The 12,995-nt window shown below is 65.3% G+C and carries 13 protein-coding genes; 5 read left to right on the top strand and 8 right to left on the bottom strand.

The window, feature by feature from the left end; translation table 11 throughout:
- Window positions 1-19 precede the first annotated feature (19 nt).
- A complete protein-coding gene (gene dapD, locus J7I79_RS14390; RefSeq protein ID WP_214954184.1) occupies window positions 20-1,051 on the top strand; it encodes a 2,3,4,5-tetrahydropyridine-2,6-dicarboxylate N-succinyltransferase in 1,032 nt (343 codons plus the stop codon).
- Between the two features lie 56 nt (window positions 1,052-1,107).
- Window positions 1,108-1,956, top strand: a complete 849-nt coding sequence (locus J7I79_RS14385) for a hypothetical protein (protein WP_214954182.1) — start codon at window positions 1,108-1,110, stop codon at window positions 1,954-1,956.
- Window positions 1,957-2,007: 51 nt separating this feature from the next.
- Here the strand turns inward: J7I79_RS14385 and J7I79_RS14380 are convergent, their stop codons facing one another.
- Window positions 2,008-2,619 carry a hypothetical protein gene (locus tag J7I79_RS14380; RefSeq protein WP_214954180.1) on the bottom strand — a complete coding sequence of 204 codons (612 nt, stop codon included), beginning with the start codon at window positions 2,617-2,619 and terminating at the stop codon, window positions 2,008-2,010.
- Window positions 2,620-2,677: 58 nt separating this feature from the next.
- Window positions 2,678-3,313, bottom strand: coding sequence for a TetR/AcrR family transcriptional regulator (locus J7I79_RS14375; protein ID WP_214954178.1), 636 nt, complete (start codon window positions 3,311-3,313; stop codon window positions 2,678-2,680).
- Between the two features lie 81 nt (window positions 3,314-3,394).
- Between J7I79_RS14375 and galE the strand changes: the two genes are divergently transcribed.
- Window positions 3,395-4,408, top strand: a complete 1,014-nt coding sequence (gene galE / locus J7I79_RS14370; RefSeq protein ID WP_214954176.1) for a UDP-glucose 4-epimerase GalE — start codon at window positions 3,395-3,397, stop codon at window positions 4,406-4,408.
- A gap of 80 nt (window positions 4,409-4,488) precedes the next feature.
- Here galE and J7I79_RS14365 read toward each other — a convergent pair whose 3' ends face one another.
- The 4 genes from J7I79_RS14365 to J7I79_RS14350 form a co-directional block, all read right to left on the bottom strand.
- Entirely contained in the window at window positions 4,489-5,772 is a 1,284-nt protein-coding gene (locus J7I79_RS14365; RefSeq protein ID WP_104172158.1) for a citrate synthase, read from the bottom strand.
- A gap of 260 nt (window positions 5,773-6,032) precedes the next feature.
- The gene (gene dapC, locus J7I79_RS14360) at window positions 6,033-7,181 is read right to left on the bottom strand and encodes a succinyldiaminopimelate transaminase (protein WP_214954174.1); all 1,149 of its coding nucleotides are present in this window, start codon (window positions 7,179-7,181) and stop codon (window positions 6,033-6,035) included.
- Window positions 7,182-7,191: 10 nt separating this feature from the next.
- Window positions 7,192-7,518, bottom strand: coding sequence for a ferredoxin (fdxA, locus tag J7I79_RS14355; protein ID WP_055796733.1), 327 nt, complete (start codon window positions 7,516-7,518; stop codon window positions 7,192-7,194).
- A gap of 109 nt (window positions 7,519-7,627) precedes the next feature.
- A complete protein-coding gene (locus tag J7I79_RS14350) occupies window positions 7,628-8,761 on the bottom strand; it encodes an MFS transporter (RefSeq protein ID WP_311380581.1) in 1,134 nt (377 codons plus the stop codon).
- A gap of 62 nt (window positions 8,762-8,823) precedes the next feature.
- On the opposite strand from J7I79_RS14350, the gene J7I79_RS14345 reads away from it, so the two are divergent.
- Window positions 8,824-9,333 (top strand): helix-turn-helix domain-containing protein, encoded by a 510-nt coding sequence (locus J7I79_RS14345; RefSeq protein WP_214954172.1) that lies wholly within the window; start codon window positions 8,824-8,826, stop codon window positions 9,331-9,333.
- 7 nt (window positions 9,334-9,340) lie between these two features.
- On the opposite strand, the gene J7I79_RS14340 is transcribed toward J7I79_RS14345, so the two are convergent.
- A complete protein-coding gene (locus J7I79_RS14340; protein WP_214954171.1) occupies window positions 9,341-9,733 on the bottom strand; it encodes a hypothetical protein in 393 nt (130 codons plus the stop codon).
- 48 nt (window positions 9,734-9,781) lie between these two features.
- Window positions 9,782-11,710 (bottom strand): translational GTPase TypA, encoded by a 1,929-nt coding sequence (gene typA, locus J7I79_RS14335; RefSeq protein ID WP_214954169.1) that lies wholly within the window; start codon window positions 11,708-11,710, stop codon window positions 9,782-9,784.
- Window positions 11,711-11,985: 275 nt separating this feature from the next.
- On the opposite strand from typA, the gene J7I79_RS14330 reads away from it, so the two are divergent.
- Window positions 11,986-12,939 (top strand): SGNH/GDSL hydrolase family protein, encoded by a 954-nt coding sequence (locus J7I79_RS14330; RefSeq protein ID WP_214954167.1) that lies wholly within the window; start codon window positions 11,986-11,988, stop codon window positions 12,937-12,939.
- Window positions 12,940-12,995 lie beyond the last annotated feature (56 nt).

Below are 12,995 nucleotides of genomic sequence, written 5' to 3'. Positions count from 1 at the left end.
CTCTCGATAGACTGGAGCCATGACTGAAACCGCTGCTGCTTCCGCCGTGCCCGCTGACAATTCCGCATCCGCCGACGCCCGCTCCGCCTATGGCTACGGTGTGGCCACCATATCCACCCGCAATGGCGAGGCCACCGTGCTGGATGTCTGGTTCCCCGCGCCGTCCCTTGGAACCGCAGCGGACAGCCTCCGGGACGTCGGTAACGCGGATCCGGTGCTGGCCGAGATCGCCGCAGCCGGCACCGACGCGGACCGTGGCACCGAACAGCAGGTCGTTTTCGTCCAGGTGCACCTGGACGAGGCTCCTGCCGACACCGCCGACGCGTACCTCCGCCTGCACCTGCTCTCGCACCGCCTGGTCCAGCCCAACACGATCAACCTGGACGGCATCTTCGGAAAGCTCCCCAACGTCGTCTGGACGAACTTCGGTCCGGCAGCTGTTGAGGGCTTCGAACTGACCCGGGCCAAGCTGCGCCGGCGCGGTGCCGTGACTGTCTACGGCGTGGACAAGTTCCCGCGCATGGTGGACTACGTGGTGCCCGCGGGCGTCCGCATCGCCGATGCCGACCGCGTCCGGCTCGGCGCGCACCTGGCCGAAGGCACCACCGTGATGCACGAGGGCTTCGTCAACTTCAACGCCGGAACCCTCGGAACATCCATGGTGGAAGGCCGCATCTCGGCCGGCGTTGTGGCCGGCGACGGCACGGACGTTGGCGGCGGCGCGTCGATCATGGGCACCCTGTCCGGCGGCGGCAAGGAAAAGATCTCCCTGGGCGAACGCGTGCTGCTGGGTGCCAACTCCGGCGTCGGCATCAGCATCGGTGATGACTCGGTGGTGGAGGCCGGACTGTACGTCACGGCCGGAACCCGTGTCCGCTTGGTCGGACCGAATGATCCCGACGGCGAGGACACCACCAAGGTGGTCAAGGCCGTGGAGCTCTCCGGTGTTCCCAACCTGCTGTTCCGCCGCAATTCCACGAGCGGAGCCGTCGAGGTGCTCCCCCGCAAGGGCCAGACCGTTGAACTCAATGAGGCACTCCACGCCAACTGATTACGCCTACCCGCAGATGTTCAACCGGCCCATCGAGGGCCTGAGGGAGTAGCCTCGTGTCACGGAAACGTGGCCTGCGCCGCCTGCTAGTGCTGGGGCTGGCCCTGGCCCTGATTGCCGGCGGGATCTACACGGCAGTGGCTTTTATCCAGCGATCGGAAACGCTCGTTGCCGAAATATGCACTGCCGCCGTAGGTTCCGCCAAGGCCGAACTGGCAACCGACCAGGCGGCAAACGCCGCCCTGATCACCGCCGTCGCGGTGCGCCGGGGACTGCCGCCACGCGCGGCGAGCATCGCCCTGGCCACCGCCATGCAGGAGTCGAAGCTGCGCAACATCGAACACGGCGACCAGGCCGGGCCGGATTCCCGGGGCCTCTTCCAGCAGCGGCCCTCACAGGGCTGGGGCACCGCGGAACAGGTGATGGACCCCTACTATGCGACCGGTGCGTTTTACGACGCCCTGGTGAAAATCCCCGGATACGAGTCCCTGGAAATCACGGCCGCCGCGCAGCAGGTCCAGCGCTCGGCCTACCCGCAGGCCTATGCGCAGCACGAGGACATGGGCCGGGCGTATGCCTCAGCCCTGACCGGGCAGTCCACGGAAGCGTTGGACTGCACGCTCAAGTCGCCGGAAGGACCCGGCGATGCCCAGGCTATCGTTGGCGAACTGACAGCAGCCTTCGGGAATGTCCCGGCGACCGCGGACGGCAGCACGGTCGTGCTGGACGTGAGCGGCAGCCAGGCCTGGGCCGTTGGGCAGTGGGCGGTGGCGAACGCGAAATCCCTGTCCGTGACGGAGGTCGACGTCGGGGGACTCAGCTGGGACCGGAAGTCCCGGAACGGCTGGCAGGCTTCCGACGGGCAGCCGGGCCAAGTCACGGTCACGGTCGCCGCGACTTCCTGAAGGACTCCCTGACCGGGCTTCCTGAACGGGCAGCCGCGGGGGTGGCCGGGCTCAAACGAGCAGTTCCACCACCGGCTGGACGTAGCTCCGGAACACCTCAGGCTCAGACAGCAGTTCCTTGCTCATGATGATCTTGTCCGGCTCCAGGTACCAGGCCCGCGGTTCCGTAAGCGGGAGTTCGATGATGGTCAACGTGAAATCCCGCGAACTGCGGCCTACCTCCAGCAGCCGGTCCTCCACCAAGTCGCCGAGCAGCTGCGGGACGCCGCTGGCCTCCCGTTCGGCTTCCAGCTCGGCATATTCGGCGCGGCGTTCGCGTGCCCAGGTCAAGGCCGAGCCGAAATGCGCCTGGAGCACACGGCGCAGCGCCGGCGAGTTGCCAAAGGCATCAAAGCCCGGCGGCGTGACGTCGGGGGTCATCTTGGGATGCGCTTTGAGAAGCTGATCCCACCAGGCCTCCCATTCGGTCTTCAGCGCACTGATCCCGCCTACTTCGGACATGAGGTTGGCGTGGTCTACCGGACGGATCTTCGGGGCCATATGGCAAAGCGCCGGACGTCCCGCACTGTCGAGTCCGGCGGCGTCGCGAACGTATAGTGCAATGAGCATAGGACCCGAGGTGTCCATGGTAATTTGCCAGCCAGGACCGCCTGTGTGGTGCATCCGAATGGCCTCCCTTGGCTTGTTTACTGTCTCAGTGTATTCCTGATGACTACCGACGTTAATGGCCGGTTTGGGACTCGCCAAGGCTCAGCAGATGGGATGCCAGGACGTCCCGGCACATTTCGGCGGTCATCCATTCCGGCTGCAGCAGGGCGTGCATCGTCAGGCCGTCCAGGGTGGCGAGCAGCCGCTCCGCTTCGGTGACCAGGAACTGGTGGCCGTCGTCGTCCAGCTCCCCCGGCGCCCGAAGTTCCATGATGAGCCACCCCACAACGGCGGCGACGGCCCGGTGGCTGCGGTCAGCTTCGGCGGCCAGGAAGGGCCTGATTCTGGCGGCGTTCTTGAACGCCATCCAGACGCACGCGTCCACGGCCCGCTCCTCGTCAAGCGGCAGGAACTGGCCCAGCAGTGTTAACACTCCTTCACTGTGCCCCGCCGTCCCAGGGGCCAATTGGATGAGGTCTTCCCGGGCTACGTCCAGCCGGGCGTTGATCCTGTCCACCACAACCCCGAAGGAGTGGGCCAGGAGCTCGTCGCTGCTGGCAAAGTAGTGGCGGACGGAACCCACCGCAAGCCCGGCCTCATCAGCGACCTCACGCAGGGAGGCCCGTTCCAGCCCGTCCGCGGCGATGATCCTGAAGACTGCTTCAACAACTTCCTGTCGCCGGACTGCGGCATCAACGATTTTAGGCACCCCTATTATTTAGCACAGTTGTGCCGCCAAGGCGTGGGCAACACGGGCAGCAGGCTGGCCATTTGGGATAGCGTTGGGCCCATGAGAATTCTGGTCACGGGCGGCACCGGCTATATCGGGTCCCACACAGTACTGTCCCTGCAGGAAGCCGGCCATGACGTGGTGGCCATCGACAACCTGGTCAACTCGAGCGAGGAGTCGCTGCGCCGCGTAGCCGAGCTCAGCGGCAAGGAGGCGGTGTTCCACAACGTTGACCTCGTGGACGAGCCGGCCGTCGACGCCGTTTTCGCGCAGGACCGGATCGACGCAGTGATCCACTTCGCGGGCCTGAAGGCTGTGGGTGAATCGGTCCGGGAGCCGCTGAAGTACTACTACAACAACCTCGTCGGCACGCTGAACCTGATCCGCGTCATGGACAAGCATGACGTCCGCTCCCTCGTGTTCAGCTCCTCGGCAACCGTGTACGGCGAGCATAACCCCATCCCCTATGTGGAAAAGATGGAGATCGGCGCCAACAACCCCTACGGCCGGACCAAGGAACAGATCGAGGACATCCTTTCGGACCTCGGCGCCGCGGACAGCCGCTGGCACATCGCACTCCTGCGCTACTTCAACCCGGTGGGCGCACACCCGTCCGGCCGGATCGGCGAAGACCCCCAGGGCATCCCCAACAACCTCGTCCCGTTCATTGCCCAGGTGGCTGTGGGCCGGCGGGACAAGCTCATGGTGTTCGGCGGCGACTACGACACCCCGGACGGCACCTGCCTGCGTGACTACATCCACGTCGTGGACCTCGCCGAAGGCCACGTGGCAGCCCTGGACCACGTAGCTGACCGTACCGGCGTCTACCGCTGGAACCTTGGCTCCGGCAAGGGCTCCTCGGTACTGGAAGTGCTTCGATCCTTTGAAAAGGCCGTGGGGCACAAAATCCCTTATGAGATCACCGGCCGCCGCGCAGGCGACCTCCCGGCCTTCTGGGCCGACGCCACCTCCGCCCTGGCTGACCTGAGCTGGTTCACCACGAAGACCGTGGACCAGATGTGCGAGGACCACTGGCGCTGGCAGAAGAACAACCCCATGGGCTACAACTCCTAACGTCCCCGCCTCGACGTTAAACAACGACGCCGGCCGCGCACCTTGGGTGCGCGGCCGGCGTCGTACTAGCCGGTGGGGACCTAGCTGACCGGGTAGTTGCGCTCCGGCTCTCCGGTGTACAGCTGGCGCGGGCGGCCGATCTTGGTGTTGGGGTCGCTGATCATTTCGCGCCACTGGGCAATCCAGCCCGGCAGGCGGCCGATCGCGAAGAGCACCGTGAACATCTTCTCCGGGAAACCCATGGCCTTGTAGATCAGGCCGGTGTAGAAGTCGACGTTCGGGTAGAGCTTGCGCTGGATGAAGTAGTCATCATTCAGGGCCTTCTCTTCAAGGCGCAGGGCGATGTCCAGGAGTTCGTCGTTGCCGCCGAGCTTGGTAAGGATCTCGTGCGCCGTGTCCTTGACGATCCTGGCCCGGGGATCGTAGTTCTTGTAGACGCGGTGTCCGAAGCCCATGAGGCGGACGCCGTCCTCCTTGTTCTTGACCTTCTCCATGTAGTCCTCGGGCTTGGTGCCGTCGGCCTGGATCTGGCGCAGCATCTTGAGCACGGCCTCGTTGGCGCCGCCGTGGGCGGGGCCGAAGAGGGCGTTGATGCCGGCGGACACGGATGCGAAGAGGTTGGCGTTCGACGAGCCGACCAGCCGGACCGTGGAGGTCGAGCAGTTCTGCTCGTGGTCGGCGTGCAGGATGAGGAGCAGGTCCAGCGCCTTGGCGACGATCGGATCCACCTCGTACTGCTCGGCAGGAAGGCCGAAGCTGAGGCGCAGGAAGTTCTCCACGAGGTTGTGGGAGTTGTCCGGGTAAAGCATCGGCTGGCCAATGCTCTTCTTCAGCGCGTAGGCGGCGATGACCGGCATCTTCGCCAGCAGCCGGTAGGTGGAGACCTCCACCTGCTCGGCGTTGAACGGGTCCAGCGAGTCCTGGTAGAACGTGGAGAGGGCGGACACTGCCGAGGACAGCACCGGCATGGGGTGCGCGTCCCGCGGGAAGCCGCTGAAGAAGCCCTTGAGCTCTTCGTGCAGCAGGGTGTGGTGCCGGATCCGCTGGTCAAAGGCTTCCAGCTCGGTGGGGCTCGGCAGGTTGCCGTAGATGAGCAGATAAGAGACTTCCAGGAAGCTCGAGTGCTGGGCGAGCTGCTCGATCGGGTAGCCGCGGTAGCGCAGGATCCCGGCATCGCCGTCGATGTAGGTGATTGCGGACGTGGTGGCCGCGGTGTTCATGAAACCGGGGTCAAAAGCAACGGCACCGGTCTGCTTCAGCAGCTTGGAAACGTCGTAGCCTTCGTTTCCTTCTACAACCTGGATGCGCGGGAGTTCGAGCTCGCCGCCGGCATGGCGCAGGGTTGCGCTGGTGGTCTCAGTCATGGAGTCTCCTCATGAGGCGTCAGGGCCTCTCTGTAGAAAGCTTGATCCAACATCTGGTGAAGCCGCCCGAGGAGCCTGCATGGGCAGGGATTCCAACGGCCGGGCTACCTTCTTGTAGAAAGCCACCATTGATAGTCAGTTAAAAAGTACCGCTCCTTGGCAAGGTGGCACTAATCCGGTAGTGCCAAAATGCCCCAAAAACGCCCCACTTGTGTCGCGTGTCACACCATTGTTACGGACCTGCGCCTGCTTCGTGGCGGCTACGCGCCGATAGACAGCCGCTCCACAGCCGCATCGATCCGTTCGTCCGCGGCCGTCAGCGCAACGCGAATGAACCCGTTGCCTGCATCGCCGTAGAAAACGCCGGGACCTACCACGATGCCGATCTCGGCGAGCCTGCCCACGGTGTCCCATGTGGCTTCACCGGCAGTGCACCACAGGTAAAGCCCGGCCTGCGATTCGTGAATCGTCAGCCCGAATGCCTCGAGTGCCGGCACGATCCGTTCCCGCCGGCCGCGGTACAGGTCCTTCTGCGCCTGGACGTGGGCGTCGTCGCCAAGCGCCACGCGCATGGCTTCCTGGACCGGGTAGGGAACAATCATGCCCGCATGCTTGCGACTGTTCACCAGATTGGCCATGAGCACCGGGTCACCGGCCACAAAGGCCGCACGGTACCCTGCAAGGTTCGACTGCTTGCTGAGTGAGTACACAGCCAGCAGCCCCTCGTGGGAACCCTCGGAAACGCGCGGGTCCAGGACGCTGGGCACGGGCTGGCCGCCCCGCTGGACGTCCCATTCCCCCCAGCCAAGCTCCGCGTAGCATTCGTCGGATGCCACCACGGCGCCGAGGGCGCGGGCCTGGTCCACTATCCGCTTCAGGGATGCGGTGTCGCGGACGCTTCCGGTGGGGTTGGCCGGCGAGTTGACCCACACCAGCCGGACACGCTGCCGCGTTTCGTCGTCCAGTTCGTCGAGGTCGTCAGCGGCGAACTGTTCGGCTCCCGCGAACGTCGCCCCGATGTCGTAGGTGGGGTAGGCAACTGTGGGACGGACGACGACGTCGCCCGGCTTGAGCCCCAAAAGGAACGGCAGCCACGCCACAAGTTCCTTGGAACCGACCGTGGGCATCACATGCTGCGGGTCCACCCCGGGGACACCGCGGCGGCGACCGAACCACTCGGCGATGGCCGCGCGGAGCGCCGGCGTGCCGTGCACTGTGGGGTATCCGGGGGCGTCTGCTGCCCTCTGGAGCGCCTCCTGGACCAGTGGGGGTGTGTGATCCACGGGTGTGCCGATGGAGAGGTTAACCGCCCCGCCGGGGTGCTCTGCCGCCCTGGCGAGATAGGGCGCCATGGCCTCCCACGGGTAGTCGGGCAGGCTGAGGCCGAAGCTGCGTACCGCCGAAGTCACGCCAGGCGCCTCAGTGGTCCTGGTTCTGGGGCGGCAGGGCGGCAATCATCGGGTGGTCGGTGTGGGTGTTGCCGACCTTCGCGGCACCGCCGGGCGATCCCAGGTCGTCAAAGAATTCGACGTTGGCCTTGTAGTAGTCGGCCCACTCATCCGGGGTGTCGTCCTCGTAGTAAATGGCCTCCACGGGGCAGACGGGTTCGCAGGCACCGCAGTCGACGCACTCGTCCGGGTGGATGTAGAGGGACCGCTCACCCTCGTAGATGCAATCGACGGGGCATTCTTCAATACATGCCTTGTCCTTGACATCTACACACGGCTGCGCGATTACGTACGTCACGTCCCTTGCCTCTCCACGTTGGTTCCGGCACCTGCCGGTTATCACTCCCGGCCTGAGCGCCGGACTGCTGACTTCTGAGCCTATTATCTAACAGCCTGTTCCCGCGAACCTAGCGGCGCGTCATACAAGCCCGGCGTCCTAGTATGAAGTGGTGAATTCGCAGATCCCCACCCCCCGGCAGTTCCTTGAAGGCGCCCCCCTGGGCACGCGGGTGGTGGTGCGGTACAGGATATCGGATGGCCTGACGGATGCGCTGGGCGATCTGGTGCGGATCAGCGATACCGACTGCATCGTCCGCACGCGGCGGGCCGACGTCGTTATTCCGTTGGCACTGGTGGTGGCAGCGAAGCCGGTGCCGCCGGCGCCGGTGAGGCGCGCCCCGCGGACAGCTCCCTAGGAACTGCCCGTCTCCACGCTGTCCGGGAGCTTGCGCATCCCGGTGCCGGAGCACCAGGACGGGCAGCAGGGTGAAGACCAGTGTGCCGGCGAAATTCCCGCCGCCGGTGCACGGCACGATGCGCCTGATGAGGGGACGCGCTGCCACGAACCCCAGGCCCTCCCTGATCTCGGCTCCCAGGGAGTTCCTGCCCGCCGCAGGTAGCCGCCTCTCACCGTCCCGCGTGCGTCCCAGGAAGACGGCGGACAACAGGTAGCCCAGGGATTCGCCAATGAACAGCAGCGGCGCCGTCAGCACCGTCAGGAGCGCGCCGCCGGCGGCAGGTCCGCCGATCCGGGCGAGCTGGACCGTTGCCTCCAGCTTCGAGTTCGCCTCCCCCACTTTGCCCGGAGCACCCAGCAACGAAGCGAAGCTCTGGTAGGACACATCAAAGAAAACGGTGGCCACTCCCACTACCGCTGAAATCACGTAAAGATGCCCGATCTGCAGGGCACCGGCCCACCACAGGAGCGGGACAGCGGCCATGGCGGCCATCCGGACCAGGTCCGAGGTGATCATGGTCCGGCGTTTCAGCCAGCGGTCCACCCAGGCGCCGGCGGGCAGCCCCACCACCAGGAAGGCGGCGAGTCCGGCGGCGCTGAGGATGCCCACCTCGAGTTCGGTGGCCCCCAGCAGCGTCACCGCCAACACGGGAAAGGCCAGCTGGGCACCGAGCTGGCTCATGGCCTGCGCGGTCCAGAAGGCGGCAAAGTTCCAGTCGCGCCAAAGTGACGCCGGCGGTGCGTTGCCCGCAGGCGTTCCTGCGGCGGGCCCGCCAGTATGTTCGGCAGAGGGTCGGGCGGTCACGCGGCGCCAGTCTGGCAGGAGTGATTGGCATGTGTCAATCACTTGTTGGCTACACTTTCCTTATGAATCGGCCGGGGCAGGACTCTGATGCGGACGTTGTGGCCAAGGGGCGCGCCTTGAGCTCCCCGTTGCGGCTGCGGATCCTGCGGCTGTGCCTGCACCAGTCACGGACCAACAAGGAAATCGCCGAGCTCCTGGGCCTCAACCCGGCATCGAGCCTGCATCACGTCCGGACACTCGTGCGGACCGGATTCCTTGTGGCGGAGGAGCGCCGAAAAGGTAACCGGGGCGCCGTCGAGGTTCCGTATATAGCGAGCCGCAAGTCCTGGCAGACGCCGGTGGACAACGTAGCGCCGGTCCTGATCGAGACGTTCCTGCAGGAGACCAGGGACCTCCCGCCGGAGGACATCGAAGTCTGGCGGCTCGGGGTGAAATTCAATGCCGCCCGGCGCGAGGAAATGCTCGGCAAGCTGCGGGCGGTCATTGAGGAATATGTCCGGCTCCCGGCGGACGACGACGGCGAGGCCACCTCGCTGATGATCGCGCACCACCGGGACCCGACGGCGGGCTGACGCGCCGTCAGGCCGGCGGCTGTGGCTGCGTGTGCGGCTGCGGCTGCGTGTGGGGCTGCCGGTAGCGCCGGCACCAGGCGAGCATAAGCACTGAGGTACCTGCGATGCCGTAGATCCAGATATTCCCGGAAATGTCCCCGGCGATGAGCCGCTTGCCGGGCTCCAGTATCGACCACCAGCCCGCCAGCATGTAGCACAGCACGCCGCAGGCCGCCGTCGGGATCAGGGACCTGAAGGCCGCCCCGAGCAGCAGCTGGACGGAGCCGAGCAGGAACAGGGCTGCCACGGCACCCCAGGGAAGAATGACACCGGTCAGCATCCACTGCTGGCGGTGCAGGGCCGTCCCGGCGGCGGCGACAAAAAGAGCTGCCGGCACAGCGGCGGCAATGCCGCCTGCCATGCCGGCAGCTCTATTGTTCACGAGGGTGATGACCGGAACGTGCCGGGATCAGACCTTGGCGCGGGCGCGGTTGGCCTTGGCCCGCTCGTTGGTGTCCAGGATGAGCTTACGGATGCGGATGGACTCCGGGGTAACCTCGACGCACTCGTCTTCGCGGGCGAATTCGAGGGATTCTTCGAGGGTCAGGTCGCGCGGCGGCGTCAGGTTCTCGAAGGTGTCGGAGGAAGCAGCACGCATGTTGGTGAGCTTCTTTTCCTTGGTGATGTTGACGTCCATGTCGTCGGCGCGGGAGTTCTCGCCGACGATCATGCCCTCGTAGACCTCGGAGGTCGGCTTCACGAAGAAGGAGCCGCGTTCCTGCAGGTTGATCATGGCAAACGGCGTCACAACACCGGCGCGGTCGGCGATCATCGAACCGTTGGTGCGGTATTCGATCGGGCCCGCCCAGGGCTCGTAGCCCTCGGAGATCGAGGCCGCGATACCGGCGCCGCGGGTGTCCGTGAGGAACTTGGTGCGGAAACCGATCAGGCCACGGGCCGGAACGATGAACTCCATGCGGCACCAGCCGGTGCCGTGGTTGGCCATGTTGGTCATGCGGCCCTTGCGGGCAGCCATGAGCTGGGTGACGGCGCCGAGGTACTCTTCCGGCACGTCGATGGTCATGTGCTCCATCGGCTCGTGGATCTTGCCGTCGACGGTCCTGGTGACAACCTGCGGCTTGCCGACGGTCAGCTCGAAGCCTTCGCGGCGCATCTGCTCAACCAGGATGGCCAGCGCGAGCTCGCCACGGCCCTGGACTTCCCAGGCGTCGGGACGCTCGGTGGGAAGAACCTTGATGGAGACGTTACCGATCAGTTCCTTGTCCAAGCGGTCCTTCACCTGGCGGGCGGTGACCTTGGCGCCCTTGACCTTGCCGGCCAGCGGCGAGGTGTTGATACCGATGGTCATGGAGATCGCGGGATCGTCCACGGTGATCAGCGGCAGCGGCTGCGGGTTCTCGGCGTCGGTCAGGGTCTCACCGATGGTGATCTCCTCGATGCCGGCGACGGCGACAATCTCGCCCGGGCCTGCGGACTCGGTCGGGACGCGGTCAAGTGCCTTCGTGGCCAGCAGTTCGGTGATCTTGACGTTCTTCAGCTCGCCGTTGGCACGTGCCCATGCGACGGTCTGGCCCTTGCGCAGGGTGCCGTTGTAGATGCGGAGCAGAGCCAGGCGGCCCAGGAACGGCGAGGCGTCCAGGTTGGTGACGTGCGCCTGCAGGACACCGTTCGGGTTGTACGTCGGTGCCGGGATGTGCTCGATGATGGTCTTGAACAGCGGCTCAAGGTCCTCGTTCTCCGGAGCGGTGCCGTCAGCCGGCTGCTCGAGGGAGGCGCGGCCAACCTTGGCTGCTGCGTAGACGACCGGAACTTCGAGGATCTTGTCCAGGTCGAGGTCCGGAACTTCGTCGGCGAGGTCGGAGGCCAGGCCCAGGAGCAGGTCCATGGACTCGTGGACAACTTCTTCGATCCGCGCATCGGGGCGGTCGGTCTTGTTGACCAGCAGGATCACCGGCAGGTGCGCGGCGAGGGCCTTGCGGAGCACGAAACGGGTCTGGGGCAGCGGACCCTCGGAAGCATCGACGAGGAGCACAACGCCGTCAACCATGGACAGGCCGCGCTCCACCTCGCCACCGAAGTCGGCGTGGCCCGGAGTGTCGATCACGTTGATCGTGATGGTCTCGCCGTTGGAGGACGGTCCGTTGTAGGCCACCGTGGTGTTCTTGGCCAGGATGGTGATACCTTTTTCGCGTTCCAGGTCACCGGAGTCCATGACGCGGTCTTCGAGGTGGTTGTGCTCGGCAAAGGAGTTGGTCTGCTTGAGCATGGCGTCGACCAGCGTGGTCTTGCCGTGGTCAACGTGGGCCACGATCGCGACGTTGCGCAGGTCACTGCGCGATGCAGTGGCTACCGCGGTGTTGGTGGTGGTTTCAGACATGCGTTATTGCTCGATTCAGTGGTGAAGTCAGCTGTGGTATCGCGACATTTCCAACCGGAACGCACGACGGACGAGACCCTTTGGCACAGGGCGCCTTCTACCAGTCTAAGCGCTAGGTCATTTATTGGCCTAAAAACCAGAAAGTGGCTTGGTTCCGGGCCCGTTACAGGATCGTCACCGGAATGGGACGAATCGAGCCTAAAGTTACTGGAAATTCCTTGTGGGATGCCCCATTATTACGGTGACAACAGCAAAGAAAAGCCCGGAGACCACAGATGCGAAATGCCTCGGCTCTGACCCGCTTCGTCGCACCTATGATCGCCGTCGGCGTTCTGATGGCCGGCTGCGGGCAGGCACCACTAACACCCGACGCTGCCACGGGATCCACCGGTCCCGCCGCAAGCGCCCAGGCAGCGCAGCCATCCGCCGAGGCAGTTTCCCCCAAGGCAGCGGCCACCCCGCGGAAATCAGCGGCCGCCCCCGTGGCCGCGGCGCCGGGCGAACCGGTTGCCGCCGGCTCAGCCAGTAAGGCACAGCTGGCCACGGAGCCGGATCCGTCCACCATGGCACCCGGGTCCGTTTACAAGAACCCTGCCAACGGCCGGAACGAAGTCATTGTGGCCAACATTAGGCGGACCGCTGTCCTGATCGGCGATTCCCAGTCCGAACCTGAAGCCGGTTGGCCGCGCCAGGGACTGGCCGCCATCGGCTACAACGTTTTCTTCTGCGGCCGCGGCGGCACCGGCTTTGTTGCCTCGAACGGCAAGACCGGCAACTACATCGATGCCCTGCAGCGCGGCGACTGGCAGCTCCCCTATGGTTCACCGGGGCTTGTGGTCATCCAGGGCGGCGGGAACGATGCCGCACGCGGAGCAACTGACGCCCAGATCGTGGCCAACGCAGAACGCCTGATCTCGTCGCTGAAGCAGCGCTATCCTGGGGCTAAATTCGCCATGATCGGCACCCTGGCCCGCGGCATCAATTACGGCGGCGCCCGCCGGTCGCAGGTGGATGCCCTGCTCGGCACGGTGGCGGCCAAGCACTCGATTCCGTTTGTCAGCGTGGGTGACTGGCTGACGAAGTACAACCTGGCCAAGGATCTGGCTGACGGCGTGCACATGAACAATGTCGGCCACAAGGCACTGGGTGGCCTGCTGGCCACAAGGCTGCAGGAACTGGGGCTAAAGGCTCCGCCTGAGCTGGCCACTTCGGCGTTGCCGCTCGGTTGAGCAGGGCCTCCCGACTTTACCGACTGTCCACGTATTAAACTGTCCACGTATTAAAA

It is taken from the genome of Arthrobacter sp. ISL-69, assembly GCF_018613775.1.
GTDB lineage: Bacteria > Actinomycetota > Actinomycetes > Actinomycetales > Micrococcaceae > Arthrobacter.
This window is presented reverse-complemented; position numbering and strand designations above follow the sequence as displayed.